Annotated in this window: 14 protein-coding genes and 1 tRNA gene; 10 read left to right on the top strand and 5 right to left on the bottom strand. The window is 60.6% G+C overall.

Features of this window, described 5'->3' with window-relative positions; genetic code table 11:
• The first annotated feature begins 61 nt into the window (after positions 1 to 61).
• The gene (locus C5748_RS06050) at positions 62 to 1,087 is read left to right on the top strand and encodes a YeiH family protein (protein WP_105741054.1); all 1,026 of its coding nucleotides are present in this window, start codon (positions 62 to 64) and stop codon (positions 1,085 to 1,087) included.
• Positions 1,088 to 1,217: 130 nt separating this feature from the next.
• Here C5748_RS06050 and rpsA read toward each other — a convergent pair whose 3' ends face one another.
• The 3 genes from rpsA to aroA all read right to left on the bottom strand — a co-directional run bounded on the left by rpsA (position 1,218) and on the right by aroA (position 5,254).
• Entirely contained in the window at positions 1,218 to 2,918 is a 1,701-nt protein-coding gene (rpsA, locus tag C5748_RS06045; protein WP_105741053.1) for a 30S ribosomal protein S1, read from the bottom strand.
• Positions 2,919 to 3,059: 141 nt separating this feature from the next.
• On the bottom strand, positions 3,060 to 3,707 hold the full coding sequence (gene cmk, locus C5748_RS06040; protein ID WP_105741052.1) for a (d)CMP kinase: 648 nt from the start codon (positions 3,705 to 3,707) through the stop codon (positions 3,060 to 3,062).
• Between the two features lie 191 nt (positions 3,708 to 3,898).
• Positions 3,899 to 5,254: a 3-phosphoshikimate 1-carboxyvinyltransferase gene (gene aroA, locus C5748_RS06030; protein WP_105741050.1), complete on the bottom strand. Its 1,356-nt coding sequence runs from the start codon at positions 5,252 to 5,254 to the stop codon at positions 3,899 to 3,901.
• A 284-nt stretch (positions 5,255 to 5,538) separates the two neighbouring features.
• Here aroA and C5748_RS06025 point away from each other — a divergent pair, with 284 nt between their 5' ends.
• The 9 genes from C5748_RS06025 (at position 5,539) to C5748_RS05985 (ending at position 16,004) form a co-directional block, all read left to right on the top strand.
• Entirely contained in the window at positions 5,539 to 5,928 is a 390-nt protein-coding gene (locus C5748_RS06025; RefSeq protein WP_105741049.1) for a TIGR02300 family protein, read from the top strand.
• Positions 5,929 to 6,158: 230 nt separating this feature from the next.
• Positions 6,159 to 6,234, top strand: a tRNA-Ala gene (locus C5748_RS06020).
• A 129-nt stretch (positions 6,235 to 6,363) separates the two neighbouring features.
• The gene (locus tag C5748_RS06015) at positions 6,364 to 6,576 is read left to right on the top strand and encodes a hypothetical protein (RefSeq protein WP_105741048.1); all 213 of its coding nucleotides are present in this window, start codon (positions 6,364 to 6,366) and stop codon (positions 6,574 to 6,576) included.
• A 367-nt stretch (positions 6,577 to 6,943) separates the two neighbouring features.
• Complete coding sequence (locus C5748_RS06010; protein WP_105741047.1) at positions 6,944 to 7,288, top strand: hypothetical protein; 345 nt, start codon at positions 6,944 to 6,946, stop codon at positions 7,286 to 7,288.
• Positions 7,289 to 7,326: 38 nt separating this feature from the next.
• Complete coding sequence (locus C5748_RS06005; RefSeq protein WP_105741046.1) at positions 7,327 to 7,635, top strand: Dabb family protein; 309 nt, start codon at positions 7,327 to 7,329, stop codon at positions 7,633 to 7,635.
• A 98-nt stretch (positions 7,636 to 7,733) separates the two neighbouring features.
• Positions 7,734 to 8,285, top strand: a complete 552-nt coding sequence (locus tag C5748_RS06000) for an SH3 domain-containing protein (protein ID WP_342588346.1) — start codon at positions 7,734 to 7,736, stop codon at positions 8,283 to 8,285.
• 275 nt (positions 8,286 to 8,560) lie between these two features.
• Positions 8,561 to 10,519 (top strand): autotransporter assembly complex protein TamA, encoded by a 1,959-nt coding sequence (locus tag C5748_RS05995; RefSeq protein WP_425350210.1) that lies wholly within the window; start codon positions 8,561 to 8,563, stop codon positions 10,517 to 10,519.
• Entirely contained in the window at positions 10,516 to 15,117 is a 4,602-nt protein-coding gene (locus C5748_RS05990) for a translocation/assembly module TamB domain-containing protein (RefSeq protein WP_105741044.1), read from the top strand. The genes C5748_RS05995 and C5748_RS05990 overlap by 4 nt, the downstream gene beginning before the upstream one ends.
• Before the next feature lie 170 nt (positions 15,118 to 15,287).
• On the top strand, positions 15,288 to 16,004 hold the full coding sequence (locus C5748_RS05985; protein ID WP_105741043.1) for a L,D-transpeptidase: 717 nt from the start codon (positions 15,288 to 15,290) through the stop codon (positions 16,002 to 16,004).
• A gap of 31 nt (positions 16,005 to 16,035) precedes the next feature.
• Here the strand turns inward: C5748_RS05985 and C5748_RS05980 are convergent, their stop codons facing one another.
• Complete coding sequence (locus tag C5748_RS05980; protein ID WP_105741042.1) at positions 16,036 to 16,425, bottom strand: DUF930 domain-containing protein; 390 nt, start codon at positions 16,423 to 16,425, stop codon at positions 16,036 to 16,038.
• Between the two features lie 217 nt (positions 16,426 to 16,642).
• Positions 16,643 to 17,737, bottom strand: coding sequence for a GGDEF domain-containing protein (locus tag C5748_RS05975; protein WP_158259816.1), 1,095 nt, complete (start codon positions 17,735 to 17,737; stop codon positions 16,643 to 16,645).
• Positions 17,738 to 18,242 lie beyond the last annotated feature (505 nt).

The raw sequence follows: 18,242 nt of genomic DNA, 5'->3' as shown, positions 1-18,242 counted from the left end.
TGGAATGGATTGAACACGCTATTTTTCGGATAATATTGGAAAATCATTCTGGAGAGCGGCAATGCTGGCCGATAATCATCTAAAAATAGGTCAAATCCTGCCGGGGATTTTTCTCAGTGGCGCTGTCGCCGGATTGGCGGTGCTGTTGCAGATGCTCGAAGTGCATCTCATCGGACAGGCATGGCTGGAGGGGCTTGTTCTGGCGATCCTCATCGGCACGGCGATCCGCACTTTCTATCGTCCCAGCGCGCGCTTCGATGCAGGTGTCGGCTTCTCAGCCAAGACGCTGCTCGAGATCGCCATCGTCCTGCTCGGCGCTTCGGTCAGCACGGGCGCCGTCATCGCCGCCGGTCCGGGGTTGATCCTTGGCATTGTCGGCGTTGTCGCCGTCGCCATTGTCCTGAGCTACGGCATTGGCCGGCTGTTGCGCCTGCCGCATCGCATGGCGGTGCTGGTCGCCTGCGGCAATTCGATCTGCGGCAACTCGGCCATTGCCGCCACCGCACCCGTCATCGGCGCGCATGGCGACGACGTCGCAGCATCGATCGCCTTCACGGCGGTTCTGGGTGTCGTGGTGGTTCTCTGCCTGCCGCTGCTGGTGCCTCTCCTCGGCCTCTCGATAACGCAGTACGGCGTTCTCGCCGGCCTGACGGTCTATGCCGTGCCCCAGGTCCTCGCGGCGACTGCCCCGGTCGCCCAGTTGAGCGTCCAGCTCGGCACGCTGGTCAAGCTGGTACGCGTGCTGATGCTCGGCCCCGTCATTCTCGCGCTCGCTTTGTTGGGGGAGAGGCCGGGCGAGGGACGCCGGGGCGCCAGGCCATCGCTCCGCCATCTCGTCCCCTGGTTCATTATCGGCTTCCTGGCGATGATGGCGCTGCGCTCCCTCGGCTTCATCCCGGCCGCGCTGCACGCGCCCATAGAGGAGACCTCGACGTTTCTGACGATTATCTCGATGGCGGCGCTTGGCCTTGGCGTCGATGTCCGCACCGTCATGCGGGCCGGCGGCAGAGTGACGCTCACCGCCATCCTGTCGCTGCTTGCGCTCGGGGTGGTCAGCTACGGCTTGATCCTTATGCTTGGGGTGTGAAGAAGCGCCACCCGACGCAAGGCCGGGCGATTCCAGCAAAACCGAAACCATTCCAGAAACGCCTGCAAAGAAAAACCCGCCGGCTTGCACCGGCGGGTTTTGATTTTTAGCCTTCAGAGGCGGGAAGAGATCAGTTCTTTTCCTGCTTCTTCAGTGCGGCGCCGAGGATGTCGCCGAGCGAAGCGCCGGAGTCGGTCGATCCGTACTGGGCAACCGCCTGCTTTTCTTCGGCGATTTCCAGCGCCTTGATCGAGACCTGCAGCTTGCGGCTCTTCTTGTCGAACGCGATGACGCGGGCATCGACCTTCTGGCCGACCGAGAAACGCTCAGGGCGCTGCTCGTCGCGGTCACGCGACAGGTCCGAACGGCGGATGAACGAGTCGATGTCGTGGTCGACCAGATGCACTTCGATGCCGCCATCGGTGATAGCCGTCACTTCGCAGGTGACGACGGCGTTCTTGCGCAGTTCGCCTGACGAAGCCGCTTCGCCGACCTTGTCGCCAGTGAGCTGCTTGATGCCGAGCGAGATACGTTCCTTGTCGATATCGACATCGAGAACGACCGCCTTGACCATATCACCCTTGTTGTACTCCTCGATGACCTGTTCGCCCGGACGGTTCCAGTCGAGGTCGGAGAGGTGGACCATGCCGTCGACATCGCCGTCGAGGCCGATGAACAGGCCGAATTCGGTCTTGTTCTTGACTTCGCCTTCGACGACGGTGTCCTTCGGATACTTCTGGGCGAACGTCGTCCACGGATTGTCGAGGGTCTGCTTGAGGCCGAGCGAAATACGGCGCTTGACCGGATCAACTTCCAGCACCACCACTTCGACTTCCTGGGTGGTCGAGAGGATCTTGCCCGGATGGACGTTCTTCTTGGTCCAGGACATCTCGGAGACGTGGATCAGGCCTTCGATACCAGGCTCGATCTCGACGAACGCACCGTAATCGGTGATGTTCGTGACCGTGCCGGTGATCTTCATGCCGACCGGATACTTCGCGCCGATGCCATCCCACGGATCGCTCTCGAGCTGCTTCATGCCGAGCGAGATACGATGGGTTTCCTGGTTGATGCGGATGATCTGCACCTTGACCGTCTGGCCGATATTGAGAATCTCGGACGGATGGTTGACGCGGCGCCATGCCATGTCGGTGACGTGCAGAAGGCCGTCGATGCCGCCAAGGTCGACGAACGCACCGTAATCGGTGATGTTCTTGACCATGCCTTCGACAACCTGGCCCTCTTCAAGGTTCTGCACGATTTCCGAACGCTGTTCGGCGCGTGATTCTTCAAGCACGGTGCGGCGCGACACGACGATGTTGCCGCGGCGCTTGTCCATCTTGAGGATTTCGAAAGGCTGCGGGTTGTGCATCAGCGGCGTGACGTCGCGGATCGGGCGGATATCGACCTGGCTGCGCGGCAGGAAGGCCACGGCGCCGTCGAGATCGACCGTGAAGCCGCCCTTGACCTGGTTGAAGATGACGCCTTCGACGCGTTCGCCGGCGTTGAATTTCTGCTCGAGCTTGACCCAGCTCTCTTCGCGGCGAGCCTTCTCGCGCGACAGGACGGCTTCGCCAAGCGCGTTTTCGATGCGCTCGACATAGACTTCGACTTCGTCGCCCGGCTTCATCGAGCCGTCTTTGCCCTTGGCGCCGAATTCCTTCAGCGGCACGCGGCCTTCGACTTTGAGGCCGGCGTCGATGATCGCCATGTCTTTTTCGATGGCGACGATACGGCCCTTGACGACATAACCTTCCGCAAGGTCATGGTTGGCGAAGGACTCGGCGAGGAGGGCTTCGAAATCCTCCCGCGTGGGATTTGCTTCTGACATATAAACTCCTGATGTACCCGGAATTCTCCTCGGATACGGCGCCGATGGCTTGTGTTTCGTTTCGCCTTGCATCCAGTCCGCCCTTGACGGGCTGTTCGGCGCGTGGACCGGAGGCAGGCAGGTTCGTCATGCATATATGGTTCAGGCTTGGCGTTTCGCCAATGCCTCATCGACCAGCCGCTTGGCGGCCAGGAATGCCGCCTCTATATCCATTTCGGTCGTATCTAGCAAGTGTGCATCGTCTGCCGGCTTGAGCGGCGAATCGGTGCGGCCCATATCGCGCGCGTCGCGCCGGTTGAGGTCGGCGAGGATTTCGGCAAAACCGGCCTCGCCGCCACTGGCGCTGATCTCCGCATGGCGGCGTCTGGCGCGCGCTTCGGCCGAAGCCATTACGTAGAGTTTCACCGGAGCATCGGGGCAAACCACCGTGCCGATGTCGCGCCCGTCGAGTATCGTTCCAGGCGGGGTTTGCGCAAAGGCGCGCTGCGCCGCCACCAGCGCCCTGCGCACCGCCGGCATCACCGCCACCTTCGATGCCGCTTCGCCCACATGGTGCGCGACAAGTGCGGCGCGGTCGAGATGCTGCAGATCGAGATTCTGCGCCATTTCCGCGGCGATGGCTTCATCATCGAGCGGCAGACCGCGATCGAGAAGCGCCTTCGCCACCGCGCGATAGGTCAATCCCGTATCGAGATGATGAAAGCCGTAATGAACGGCCAGCCGCCGCGCCAGCGTCCCCTTGCCGGAAGCCGCCGGCCCGTCGATGGCGATGGTGAAAGTATCAGGCACTTACACACCCCCCTCTGTCCTGCCGGACATCTCCCCCACAAGGGGGGAGATTAAGCTGTGATCTCCGCTTTCGCTGATCACCAACGTAGCGAATGATGCGCCGCCCTCAATGACAGCCAATCTCCACCCTTGTGGGGGAGATGCCCGGCAGGGCAGAGGGGGGTGTGCTAGAGCGGATGGGACAAGCATCCTCACACCGCTGTCTCCGCCGCCTCAATCCTCGCCCCCACCCCCCTCATCAGGCCCATGAACTCCGGGAAGCTCGTGGCGATCATCGCCGAATCGTCGATCGTCACCGGCTTTTCCGCGGCAAGCCCCATGACGAGGAAGCTCATGGCGATGCGGTGATCGAGATGGGTTTCGACCGTTCCGCCGCCGATCCCCTTGCCGCCGGGCGTGCCGCGCACGGTCAGCGACGCCTCGCCTTCGGTGCAGTCGACGCCATTGGCCTTGAGGCCGTTGGCGACGGCGGAGAGGCGGTCGGATTCCTTGACGCGCAGTTCCTCGAGCCCGTCCATGACGGTCTCGCCCTCCGCGAAGGCGGCGGCGACCGCCAGGACCGGATATTCATCGATCATCGACGGCGCCCGCTCGGGCGGAACGCCGACGCCCTTGAGATCTGATCCGCGCACGCGCAAATCGGCGACGTCTTCGCCGCCGGCAAGCCGTGCGTTGAGAATATCGATCTCAGCGCCCATCTCCTGCAAGGTCAGGATCAGTCCGGTGCGGGTCGGGTTCATCAGCACATTGCGGATCGTCACGTCCGATCCCGGCACGATGAGCGCCGCCACCAGCGGAAACGCGGTGGAGGAGGGATCGCCCGGCACGTCGATCGTCTGACCCTTGAGTTCACCCTGGCCGACGATCTGGATGTGACGCACGCCGTCCCTGTCTGTTTCCACAGAAATATCGGCGCCGAAGCCCTGGAGCATCTTTTCCGTATGATCGCGGGTCATGATCGGTTCGATGACGGTGGTAATTCCCGGCGTGTTCAACCCTGCAAGCAGCACGGCCGATTTCACCTGTGCCGAGGCCATCGGCACCCGGTAGCTGATCGGCGCTGCCACCTTTGGTCCATGCAGGGTGAGCGGCAGGCGGTCGCCCTCGGCTGCCTTCACCTGCACGCCCATCTCGCGCAGCGGGTTGAGAACGCGGCCCATCGGGCGCTTCGAAAGCGAAGCATCGCCGATGAAAATGGTCTCCATGTCATAGGTGCCGACAAGCCCCATGGTGAGCCGCGCGCCGGTTCCGGCATTGCCGAAATCAAGCGGCGCTTCCGGCTCCAAAAGGCAGCCATTGCCCGTGCCCTGGATAATCCACGTCGCGCCGTCTTTGCGGATCTGTGCGCCCATGGCCTGCATGGCGCGGCCGGTATTGATCACGTCCTCGCCTTCCAGAAGCCCGGTGATCCGGGTTTCGCCCGAGGCAAGTCCGCCAAACATGAAGGAGCGGTGCGAGATCGATTTGTCGCCCGGAATGCGGATATCGCCGGACAGATCGCGCGAGCGGCGGGCGGTGGCGGGTTTGGGTGAAGCGGAATGGGACATGATCGATTGCTCGTGGCCGCGTTTTCGGGGCAGGAAAACCGCCCCCGTTGAAGGATGCGCCGGTTCCCTAGCATAGCTCTGCGTTCCGGTCATCCGGCAATGTGGCAGCCGCACAGTGATGAGAAAACGCTCTTCTTCAACAGAGTGGACAGTCTGTGATGTCGTTAGGCTTTGACAAAGACTGCGAATTACGCTTAAGGACCGAAAACACCGTAAAAGGGCATATCCTCTTTCACGCGGGAGCGATGGATAGGATATGCAGCCAGTCAGTAACGAGGCTCCACGTGGTAAAACCCGAACTTGGCACAAAACGCATCTGCCCTGAAACGGGCCGTAAATTCTATGATCTGAATCGCGATCCGATCGTCTCGCCCTATACGGGCCAGTCATATCCGCGATCCTACTTCGAATCGGGTGTGGAATCCCGTGTGGTCGAAGAAGAGGCCGTAGAGGTAGAAGTCGATACAGCTCTCGAAAAGCCTGAATTCGTATCGCTCGAAGAGGCCGACGAGGAAACCAAGGGCGGCGACGACCTGCCCGATCTCGACGATGACGATGTCGAGATCGAGGGCGGCGGCGATGATCCGTTCCTCGAAGCGGAAGAAGACGCCGACGATGACGATGTCAGCGGAATTCTCGGCGGCGGTGTCGGTGGGGACGACGAAGAAACCTGATCCGGCCCTTCGCCTCGAATTCGTTTCGGCCGAGGCTCGGGCTCCTGGGCTTAAGAACGCGCCAATTACCGCGCTGCGTAAATAAATCGCATCTCGCTGAAAGAGATGCGATTTAGTTCTTGATCTTCACCGCGGCGCCCTTTAATAAGCCGCCTCGTCAGGGCGCTGCCCTGACGGATACTCAGCCGGACGCGGTTCCAGCCGCATCATACGGATATCCGGCAAGGAATGGGGCCATAGCTCAGCTGGGAGAGCGCCTGCATGGCATGCAGGAGGTCAGCGGTTCGATCCCGCTTGGCTCCACCATCCGTTTTCGAACCTGTTCTCGGTTTCATGTGATCGCGCTGCGCGCCAGGTGTCGTTAACCTTTTGTTAACCATAACGGCGTTACCTTTTTCCTGATCCGTTGAGGGATGGGGTTCTGGGGCAGACGCTATGCAACGATACAGGTTCGATCAAAAAGCCATATTGATTCCGGCAATCGCCGAATTGCTTAATCGCGGCGTGGGTGTGGACGAGATCGATATCCATCTCAGCCGCATCGGGCCGGTCGATCTCGATCTCTTCCAGCAATGCCTTGGCGATATGCTGGGCGACGTGCTGGCCTCGAGTGAAATGCTGGATCACGATAATCGGATGGCGGCATGAGCGCAAAAAAGAGATATCTGTCATACACTTGAAATATGGGGCTGCTAGGCATACATACAGTTTTGAAATTCGTCTCCGCCTTTGACCACGGATGTACTGGCACTGGTGTTGAGGTGGATGAGGAAAGGTCGGGTTCGTCCCGGCCTTTTTTATTGCGCATTTTCCCATCGCTTTTTATTGATCGTGGGGACGAGATATTGGGATTGACGCGTCGAGGGTGCAGGCCAAAGATATCGGGGCGCAGCGTTTCAAAGGGCGGGGGTCGTTGTGCTGCGTTCAATCGGATGCGCGGCCCGGCCGCACGGCGTTCCAGGTGAGAAGAGGTGCTGTATTGGATCGTCGGTCTGTTCTTCGGCTTGGAGCCCCTGTGCTGGTCATTGTGCTGGCGGTTGCCGCCCTTGCTTATTATTTCCTGACGAGCAACGCCGTTCTGGAGCGATCGCTTGATCTCCTGGAGGGCAATACCACCAGGAGCGCGCCTTCCACAGCGCCCGCAACGACATCTGCGCCCGTGCCGGCGCCTGCCGACGACGCCGCCGCTTTGCAGAAGGCCGGGTGCAGGCAGAGCGCCGAGGATCTCGGCCTTTACCGGAACGGAGCGGTGCCCGTCGAAATCCGTCCGCAGGATATTCTCAGCGCAGAAGTGCGCTATTGCGTCGAAACCGGCATCCTGACCAAAGCGGAAACCGCCGGTCTCGATCTGTCCGAATAACCTTCCGCGTTCCCTGCATCCTGCAAAAAGGAAGACCCATGATTCGCCACATCGTCCTCGTCCGTTTCCGCGAAGAGTTGAACGCCGCCGAGATCGATAATCTGCTGAAGAGCGTCCACGCGCTCCAGAATCGGATCGAGGGGATCCTCGCTGTGTCGAGCGGGGCGAACGATAGTCCCGAAGGTCTGGAGAAGGGGTTCGCGCATGGTTTCGTCGTCGATTTCGCGGATGCGGCCGCCCGCGACGCCTATCTGCCGCATCCCGCTCATGTAAAGGTCGGGCAAAGTCTCGTCGCTGCAGCACTTGGCGGCATCGAAGGCATTCTTGTCTTTGATTTCGAGATGTAGAAGCAAGTTTGACAAAGTAACGTCCAGGCGTTGTTATTCTATTGTAAACGTTACAATCCAAATATCCTTGCGAAGAAGAGAGCTTCATCTATGGTTTGATGAACGTTTATATCTTTCGCAGGGGATTTCACATGAATTTGCGCGGTGGTATTTTTTCGGCTGTTCTTCTGTCTACTGTTTTGTTCTCGGTGTCTCCCGCCTTGGCTGAAGACGCCTTCACCACCGCGGCGCTGAATGTCAGGACCGGGCCGGGGGTGGGGTATGCCCGCGTGGCAACGCTGCCGCCAGGCGCCGAGGTCGATATGGGCGTATGCCGCGGCGGCTGGTGCCGTGTTAGCACTGGTCGCGTCAGTGGCTGGGCCTCCGCGCGCTATCTCAATTCCGCACCTGGCTATAGCAGCGGTAATCGCGTCGTGATCGTCGGTCCAGGGCCGTTTTGGGGGCCGCCGCCCTTCTGGCGGCATCGTCGCCATCACTGGGGCCCGGGGCCCGTCCGTCGGCGGCCCTATTGGGGCGCTCCGAGCTGGACCGCTCCAGGCCCGGTTCTTCCTCCGCCCTACTGGCGCGGCCCGCGCCGGGGTGGCCCGCACTTTCGCGGCCCAGGTCCGGTTCGTCCGCCTCATATTCGCCCCTGGGGTCCGGGGCGGTAGAAAATCAGCAAATCCAGGAGAAACAATCCCGCCATCCCGGCGGGATTTTTCGTTAGCCTTTTGTTGCCCTTGGCAGGGCCTGGCGATGCCGATAAATAGCGGTTTCCTGATTATTAACAGTTCATTGACATAAACGTTCGGATTTTAGACGTGTCTTTTGCCGTTCCCCGATAGCTGTGCTATTTGCTATCTGGTCCTGTTGGGGAGGGGCTCCGTACCGCAGAGCGCGGATTTTTTGTATGGTGAGCCGGATTTTTCGTCCAGAGTGCTTTTTGATGAGTGGACCATTTCGAAGAATCGGCGCCGTCATGCTGCTTCTTGCCGCACAAGTTTCTCCACTTGTTCTTTCCCCCGCAGCTGCCTTCGAGATATTCGGAATAAGGCTTTGGGGTGAGGAAAAGCAGGACGACGCCGATGCGGTGATCGCCGATCCGAAGCGCTACAAGGTCAATGTCGTCATCACCGGCAACACCAGAAATCACGACGGCAGCGAAGGCGACATCAAGGATACCGTCGAAGGTGGTTCCAGCCTGGTTCAGGACGAGGATAAGCCCGCGTCGGGTGCGGCCGGGCTCCTGGCAAAGGCGCGGGGCGATTACAGGCGCATTCTCGCAACGCTTTACGGCGATGGCCGCTATGGTGGAACGATCAGCATCAAGGTCAATGGCCGCGAGGCGGCCGATATTCCTCCTGATGCCGAACTGCCCGACAATGTGGCGGTGGAAATATCAGTCGATCCCGGCCCGCAATTTCTCTTCGCGCGCACCAGCATCAGCCGATTGGCGCCGCCGCCGGTCGATCGCAGGGATGTGGTTGCACTGCCGCGTGATGAAGGATTCGCGCCCGGAGAGGTGGCACGTTCTGCGACGATCCTGAAAGCCGAGGTTCTGGCCGTCGACGGCTGGCGCCAGCAGGGTTTCGCCAAGGCGAAAACCACGGATCCGAGCATCACCGCCGACCATCGCAACGATACGGTCGATGTCGATATCGCAGTGGATCCCGGCCGCCGCGCCACTTACGGTCCAGTCGCGGTCAAGGGCACCGAACGCATGGATCCGGTGTTCGTCGCCCGGCAAACGGGCCTGGAACCCGGCCAGGAATATGACCCCGACGATATCGAGAGAGCCAAGAAGCGGCTGAACCGGCTCGAGGTCTTCCGCGCCGCCACGATTACCGAAGCGGAAAATATCGAACCGGACGGCACCCTGCCCATGACGCTGACGGTGCAGGAACGCCCGCTGCGCCGCTTTGGCGTCGGCGGCAGCTATTCCACGCTCGACGGAGCCGGTGTCGAAACCTACTGGATGCACCGCAACCTGTTCGGCAGGGCCGAGCGCCTGCGTTTCGATGCGAAGATCAGCGGCGTCGGATCGACGCAGGAGAATTCCTACGATCCCAAGAACTACAATTATCTGGCGGGCGTCACCTTCACCAAGCCGGGCACCTTTACCCCCGATACCGATTTCGTCACCTCGCTGACCGCAGAGCGCGAGGTGCTCGACGCCTACACCCGGACATCGATCACGGGCCAGGCCGGCTTCACCCATATCTTCAACGACGAACTGACCGGGCGGATTTTCGCCGGCGCTTCGCGGGCGCAGTTCGAGGATGATTTTTTCGGGACGCGCGATTTCCTCACCATCGGCATGTTGGGCGGCCTGGTTTATGATAGCCGCAACAATGCCGCCGACGCGACCACGGGTTACTATCTCGAAGGTGTGGTCGAGCCGTTCTACGAGATCGAATATGGCAATTTCGCCACCAAACTCACCGCCGAGGGGCGCGCCTATTACGGTTTCGGCGAGGATGATCGCGTCGTCCTGGCGGGACGTCTGAAGCTCGGCGCGCTGGCTGGAGCATCGATTGCGGAATTGCCGCCCGACAAGCTGTTCTTCGCCGGCGGCGGCGGATCGGTACGCGGTTACGGATACCGTAATATCGGTGTCGTCACCGCGACCGGGGACGTCATCGGCGGCCGCTCGCTGATCGAAACATCAGGCGAAGTCCGTGTGCATGCGACCGAATCCATCGGCGTGGTCGGCTTTGTCGATGCCGGCTATGTCGGGGAAGATACGTTCCCCGATTTTTCCGAGGAGATGCGCGTCGGCGTCGGCGCCGGCCTGCGTTATCAGACCGGTCTCGGACCCATCCGCCTCGATGTCGCCGTTCCGATGAACCGTCGCGACGGCGACCCGAGTGTGGCATTCTATGTTGGCATAGGACAGGCGTTTTGACCAAGGTGCTCGCTATCATAGCCTTTTTCCTGTTCGCTTTTCCGGCCTTTGCGCAGGATAATGCGGAGGAGGAGAAGTCGTATTTCCTTTCCTTCGTGGAAGACAAGCTTTCCGCACCGAACCGCCAGATCAACATTTCCAACATTCAGGGCGTCCTGTCGTCGGAAGCCACCATCGGCTCGATCACCATCGCCGATCGACAGGGCGTATGGCTGCGCGTTACCAATGCGCATATCGTCTGGAGCCGCACAGCGCTTCTGACGGGACGATTGAGCGTCCAGACGCTTGCCGCCGACCGTATCGATGTGATCCGCAGGCCGCTGCCTGATGACAGCCTGCCGACGCCGGAATCCAGCAGCTTCAGCCTGCCGGAATTACCGCTTGCCATCAATCTCGACCAGCTCGACATCGCGCATCTGATATTTGGCCAGGGTGTCTTCGGTCTCGCATCGGAAGTGTCTGCGACCGGAAGGCTGCGGCTCGAGGATGGCTCGCTCGATTCCGCCTTTCAGGTCCAGCGGCTCGATGGGCCGGGTGGCCAGTTCCAGTTGACCGCTGCCTATGCCAATGAAACGCAGAACCTCAATCTCGACCTGAAACTTTCCGAGCCGGCGAATGGCATCGTCGCCAACCTTCTGAAAATCGAGGGACGCCCGCCGGTCGATCTGACGGTCGCCGGTTCCGGTCCCTTGAGCGATCTCGATCTCAATCTCACGCTCGACGCCGCCGGAAGCCGCGTGCTGACGGGCCTTTTGAGCCTCGACCGGCAGGATGACGGCCTCAACTTCCGGACCGATTTCCGGGGTCCCATCGCCATCCTCGTGCCGCCGGTCTTTCGGGATTTCTTCGGTGCCGAGACGACGCTTGCCGCCCATGGCCTCGTCAAGAATGCAGGCGGGGTCAGGGTAGACGATATTGCCTTGAACAGCGCGGCAATGACCCTCGCCGCATCCGCCGAGACGGGTTCCGACGGTTTCCTCAATCGCCTGCGCGTCAATGCGCGGGTCGCCGATCCCACAGGAAACAGGGTCATCCTGCCGGTTCCGGGTGGCGAGACGACGGTGGGGAGTGCTGCATTGCAGGTCGCTTTCGGCGACCGGCCCACCAATGACTGGACCGGTTCGCTGGATATCGGCGACTTCGCCACCAGCAATTTTGCTTCCAGAGCGGTTGCGCTGAAGATGGGCGGGGTTGCGGAAAATCTCGATCTGCCGACGGCGCGGCACATCACCTTCAAGGTCGATGGAGACGTATCGGGCATCACCTCTGAGCGTGCCGATATAGCCGAGGCATTGGGCGAGCGCATCACGCTGGCGATCGATGGGCTGTGGCGGGCCGGGACGCCGGTGCATCTCGAACAGGCGGAGATCGCCGGCAACGGCCTCAGCGTTGGATTGCAGGGCGATATCAATGATTACACCTTCACCGGCGATATCGGGATCAAGGCGGACAGCATCGCGCCATTCTCGTCGCTCGCCGGACGCGATCTCGCCGGGCGTCTCGATCTTCAGGCAAAGGGGACGGTCCAGCCGATCTCCGGCGCCTTTGATCTTGCGTTGGACGGCAATGCGACCGGCATGCGGACCGGCACCGATGTGGTCGATCGCATCATAGCTGGTGAAACGCGCATCGGCGGCGGCCTTGCCCGAAGCCAGGCCGGTTTCACCGCCCGCAATTTCCGCATCGGCAACCCACAGAGCGAAATCACCGCCAACGGAACGTTCTCCAGCAAATCGGCGGATTTCGACTTCGGCGTCAACCTTGCGGATCTGGAGCTTCTTTCTGAAAGAGCTTCCGGCAGGCTGACGGTGAAAGGCAGCGCCAAGGGAGAAAACGATCTGATAGCGCTCGCTCTCAGGGGCGACGTGCCGCAGGGAACGCTGGCCGGACGCAGGCTCTCCGACGCCGACATCAATTTCAACGGATCGCTCGACAAGGGCGAACTGAGCGGCAGGGTGCAGGGACTGGCTTTTCTGAACGGCGAACGTGTCGATCTCTCGACATTGCTCGCGGTCGTCGGCGGTGAAAAGCGCCTGACCGATCTTTCCTTCAACGCCGGCGGCACGCGCATTTCCGGTGGCGTGACGCAGACGGCGAATGGGCTCTATCAAGGCAAGCTGGCGCTTGACGCGAACGATGTGTCCACCGCCGCGGCCCTGCTTCTCATCGAGGCGACAGGCACGGCGAAGGCCGATATCAGCCTTGACCAGGAAGGCGGACGCCAGAATGCCGATATCCAGGCGTCGATCCGCGATCTGAAAGCCAATGGAACCAGCATCGGGACGGCGGACATTGCGGCAAACCTGCGCGACATCTTCAATGTCCCCGCGGCAAACGGCACGGTCAGCGGCAGCAATATCGCGATCGCCGGTCAGATGATCGAAAGCCTCGAGGCAAAGGCTGCGCAAACGGGCTCGAAAACGGATTTCACCGCGAATTCGAAATTGAAAAATGGAACCACCGCGGCGGTGCGAGGCTCGCTGGAACCGCAAAACGGCGGCTATCTGCTTTCCCTCGGTTCGGCCGATTTGCGGCAGGGGGAGCTTGCCGCCCGGCTGGCCCAGCCCGCCACGGTGAATGTGCGGGGCCGCAACATCTCGTTCGGTGATATTCTTCTTGATGTCGGCAGCGGCAGGGTCACGCTGCGTGGCGAAGCGGCTGACGCCTTGAACCTCTCGGTCGCCATCAGGGATCTGCCGCTTGCCATCGCCAATACCGTGCGCCCGGATCTGGGGTTGGGCGGCACCGTCAACGGCACCGCCAACATCACCGGAACACGCGCGCGGCCCGATGTGACCTTCGATCTCGATGCGCGATCGGTCACGGCGGCGCAGCTCAGGCAGGCGGGGATCGATGCGCTGCAACTGGAAGCCAGGGGAACCTCGACCGCCGATCGGCTGAATGTCGATGGAAGAGTGACCGGTTCCAACGGTCTCGATGCGCGGGTGACGGGCGGGGTGCCGCTTGGACAGGGCGGCGATCTGGCGCTCGACGTCAACCTCGCAAGCCTGCCGCTCGCAGCCCTCAACGGCATTGCCAAGGGGCAGGATCTGGCGGGAACGATTTCCGGCACCGCGCGCGTCACCGGTCCGCTGCGCAACCCGGCTGCGGAGTTCAACGTGAACGGCGCCGGGCTTGCCGCAAAGCCGTTGCGGGACAATGGCCTTGCGCCTCTCAGCCTGCGGGCAGCGGGGCGATATGCCGACAAGGCGGTCGATCTTTCCTCGGTCAATGTCGAGGGTCCGCAGGGCCTGACCCTATCGGGAAGCGGACGCGTGCCGCTCTCCGGCTCCGGGCTGGGCGTCGACGTCACCGGCAGCGTACCGCTGGCGCTCGCCGATCGCTTCCTCGCCGATCGCGGCGGGCAGGCATCGGGAACGCTTTCGCTGACCGCGAATGTGTCAGGCAGTTTCGACAAGCCGGCGATCCGCGGCATGTTCTCGACCAGCGGCGCGCGACTGGCCGATCCGCAGACCAATGTGCAGTTGCAGAACATCAATATCATGGGCAGCATGGACGGGCAGACGGTGACGATACGCTCGGCCACGGCAGGGCTTTCGACCGGCGGTTCGATCAATGCAAACGGTACGGTCTCCATCGATGCATCAGCCAATTTTCCGGCCGATATCCGCATCACCTTCAACCGTGCCCGCTATGCCGACGGCAATCTCATCGTGGCGACCGTGAATGGCGGTCTGGCCATCACGGGCCCGCTCATGCGCGATCCCCTGATATCGGGCCGTATCGATGTCGAGCGGGCGGAAATTTCCGTGCCCGAAAGCCTCGGCGGCGGCGCGGCCAATATCGATGTGAAACATATACATACGCCGCCCGCCGTGGAGCGTACGCTCGAACGCGCCAGGGTGGAAAGTCGCGGCGTTCCCAAGCCCACCGCGCGCCCGAGCGTCGTGCGCCTGGATGTCGAGGTCAACGCACCCAACAAGATCTTCGTGCGCGGCCGCGGCCTGGATGTCGAGCTCGGCGGTTCGGTGCGCCTGACCGGGCCGGTCACGGATATCCGGCCCGTCGGCGCCTTCGATCTGCGCCGTGGGCGGCTCGGCATTCTCGGCCAGCGCATCACCTTCGACGAGGGCCAGGTCACGCTGGTCGGCGATCTCAATCCGCAGCTGAATTTCGTCGCGCGCTCCGAACGAAGCGATATCGTCGTTCTCATCACCGTGACGGGCACGGTGGATGATCTCGACATCACCTTTTCCTCGCAGCCGGAATTGCCCCAGGACGAAGTTCTGGCGCGTCTGATCTTCGATCGTTCGATCAACGATTTGTCGGCGTTCCAGATCGCGCAGCTCGCCGCCGCTGCAGCCGAACTGGCGGGCGGCAAGAACACCTCGCTCCTCGGCAACCTTCGGCGCGGCACCGGCCTCGACGATCTCGATATCGTCACCGACAGCAAGGGCAATGCCGGTGTGCGCGCCGGGCGCTATATTCGAGAAAACGTCTATCTCGGCGTCGAAGCCGGCGCGGGCGGCAACACCAAGGGTACGATCAATCTCGACATCACCAAGAATTTGAAGGCCAAGGGCGCGCTTGGCACCCGCGATTCGAGTATCGGTCTGTTTTACGAAAAGGATTATTGATTCCGATGCATCTTTTCTGATGCACCGGCCCGTTTCGGGTTCTCTCCCGTTCGAGCACGACGTCTCGATGCGGGCCGCGATAGCGCATTGATTGCAGCTTAACCCTTCATCAACCATAAATGCCGCAATGTCGCCGCCATCGCTTTAGCTTGGGGTTGTTGGAAACATCTATGTCGAATCAATCAGATCACTTGAGCCGCCGTGCGCTTATTCTCGGTGCCGGCACGGTGGCGCTCACCAGCGCGGCGGGCTGTTCGCAGACCATGGATATGTCGGCCCTGCAGATGAACATCGATCCCATGCCGACGGGAGGCATCCGCCCGCAGATCAGCGTCGACAAGGCTGTCACCACACCCGATGTGATGTATGCCGCGGTACAGGAAGGGCCTTTTTCGCTGCCGGCCGTTCCCTATCAGAAAGTGCCCAAGCAGTTCCGCCGCCAGATCGTTCCAGATCCGACGGGCGAGGCGCCGGGCACCATCGTCGTCAGTCTCAAGGACCGCTATCTCTATCTGGTGCAGCCGGGCGGCGACGCGATCCGCTATGGCGTCGGCATCGGCAAGGAGGGTTTCCTGTGGTCGGGCCGCGCCAATATTCAATATAAGAAGGCGTGGCCGCGCTGGACGCCGCCGCCGGAAATGATCCAGCGCAAGCCTGAACTGGTGAAATACCGCACAGGCATGGAGGGCGGAACCGATAATCCGCTGGGCGCACGTGCCCTCTATATCTTCAAGGACGGCGCCGATACCGGCTACCGCATCCATGGTTCGCCGGAATGGTGGTCGATCGGCCAGGCGATGTCGTCGGGCTGCGTGCGCCTCATCAACCAGGACATCATCGACCTCTATAACAGGGTTCCCGGAAAAGCGCCCGTTGTGGTGAGCTGATTCGTCAACGCGCCGACCGCATTTGTTCCACTCACGGTACGAGATAATGTTGCGACCATTCCCGCTTGGGAATGACGCTGCCGATCGCATATTGGAATGACAGCACCTTGAGATGGTCGGGTGAGGTCTTGCAGTTGAAGGAAAGGTGAAACCATTTGCCGCCGCTGCGGAATGCCGCTCCCGAAGTGCGGATGGAATTGGTTCCGACAATCGGCTCGGCATAGGCATAAGCCAGCACCTTGTCGGGGGTAAACCGGCCTGGATCGGCCCGGATACGCTCCATGGCCTCCACGTCGCATCTCTGTTCGAGACGTGTTGCGGGATCGAGCTTCATGAGTTGTGCGGCGACCGAACTTCCCATCGCCATCCCCGGCAGAGCCGTCGATGCCAGAACGAACGGTACGATGAGCAGTGCTTTCATCTCGTTTTCGCGCTTCTGATTTCTTGGAAGACAGGAATTGCTTGAGCGCACCGGCTCGAAAACCGGAGACGGTTTTCGGAAAGCACGGCGTGTCGGTTCAATAAGTTACAGCGTCTTTGTGTAGCGTCCAAGGATGCATGCGCCGTATCGGCGACGAATGGGACCAGAATAAGAAGTTCGCCTGAAGATACCCCCAAATTTTTCAGATTTCTGATGGTCAGGCGGCGATGCCTTCGGCAAAAGTGCGGTTCCGCCCGGCCTTCTTGGCCGCATAGAGAATCTTGTCGGCGCGGTTGACCGCAGTCCAGAGATCCTCGTTCTTGCGGAATTTGGTGATACCGAAACTGCAGGTGACGATCTGGTCCGAAGCGACCCGCTCGAAATGCCGGTTCTGGATCGTTTTTCGGATGCGCTCGGCAAATACATAGGCGTTCTGCACTGTCATGCCCGCCAGCACCATGACGAATTCCTCGCCTCCCATACGGCCGACAAGATCGCTTGAGCGAACGTTCTTTTTCAGGATTTCGGCAAAGTCCACCAGCACCGCATCTCCCGCCGCATGGCCATAGGTGTCGTTGATGTTTTTGAAATAATCCAGATCGCAGATGACGACGCTTGCTGCCGATTGACTGTTTTTCGCCAGAAGCCGTGAAATCTGGCTGTCGAGCCCTCTGCGGTTCAGCACACCGGTGAGAGCGTCCGTATCGCGCTCGCCGCGCAAGCCTTTGATGATATCGGCGCCGGTGACCGTGAGCAGCCCGAGACCGACAACGGCCCCCAGGATGGCAACGGAAATCTCGGACCAGCCCCAGAAACTCGTCTTGATGAAACTGCTTAGAAGGGCGGCGCGCGGAAACCCTTCTATTGCCGATACGGATCCGATTGTCAAAAGTGTGCGCAGGAAGAAATGCAGCGCCAGCGCCACCACCAGCCAGAAAAGGATGCGGTCGGTGATCGTCCCATGCCGCAGGAAATGGGCCCGCCCCGCGAGGACCAGGAATATGGCGCCCATCCCGAAATTCAGGAGATAGATGCGAGCGACGAGATTCGTGTCGATATACTGGAAATAGAACAGCGGGATGAGGATGGAGAAGAAACTGATCGCGTAGAACGATGCCGGAAAACGCTTGTCCGATCGGGCGAGAATGCCTTTCACCAGAAGCAGGCATGCGCCGATATAAAGCGTGCCCGAAACCATCGCATTATATCCCGCATCGGGAGGCAGATGCCCGACCTGCGAAAACATCGCCATGCTGAAGGCCAGGAAGGCCGCGCCATAGATCAACAGGAAATCGCATCGGCGATCCGGCATCGAAATCCTGCAGGCGCCCCAGATCCCGTAGAAGGTGAGTGCAAAGAGTGACAGCAATGCAGGTGGGACGAATGTCATTTATTCATACACACAAGAAAGCCGGTGGCAGCCGCGTCGGGATTGCTTAGAGCGTCCGCAATCGACGGCGCGGCATATTCTATGCCCGGCGGAGTTGGAACCACATATTATCGGGTGCCGCAGAAAATGGAGCCCATGTTCATAAATGTCGGATATTTCGGTACTTTTCATCAAATGCGGCAACAGCCCCCAACATGCCATGTTGGTAAAACTAGCACATTTGACGATATTGTACCCGAAAATGACGACGGCCTTTTCCGGAAAATCAGAACTAACTTTCGCAACTGTTATGTATGGATTTGACCTGCCACTGCGAATTTCCTCCACGATGGATTAGAGTCCGGCCCATTAAAGGACGGACGAATGAAGAAGCAGAGATTCACCGAAGAGCAGATTATTGCGGTGCTGAAGGAGCAGGAGGCTGGCG

The sequence above is a fragment of the Phyllobacterium phragmitis genome, assembly GCF_002980495.1.
Lineage (GTDB): Bacteria > Pseudomonadota > Alphaproteobacteria > Rhizobiales > Rhizobiaceae > Paramesorhizobium > Paramesorhizobium phragmitis.
The sequence above is the reverse complement of the archived record's forward strand: the minus strand, read 5'-3'. Positions and strand labels throughout refer to the sequence as shown.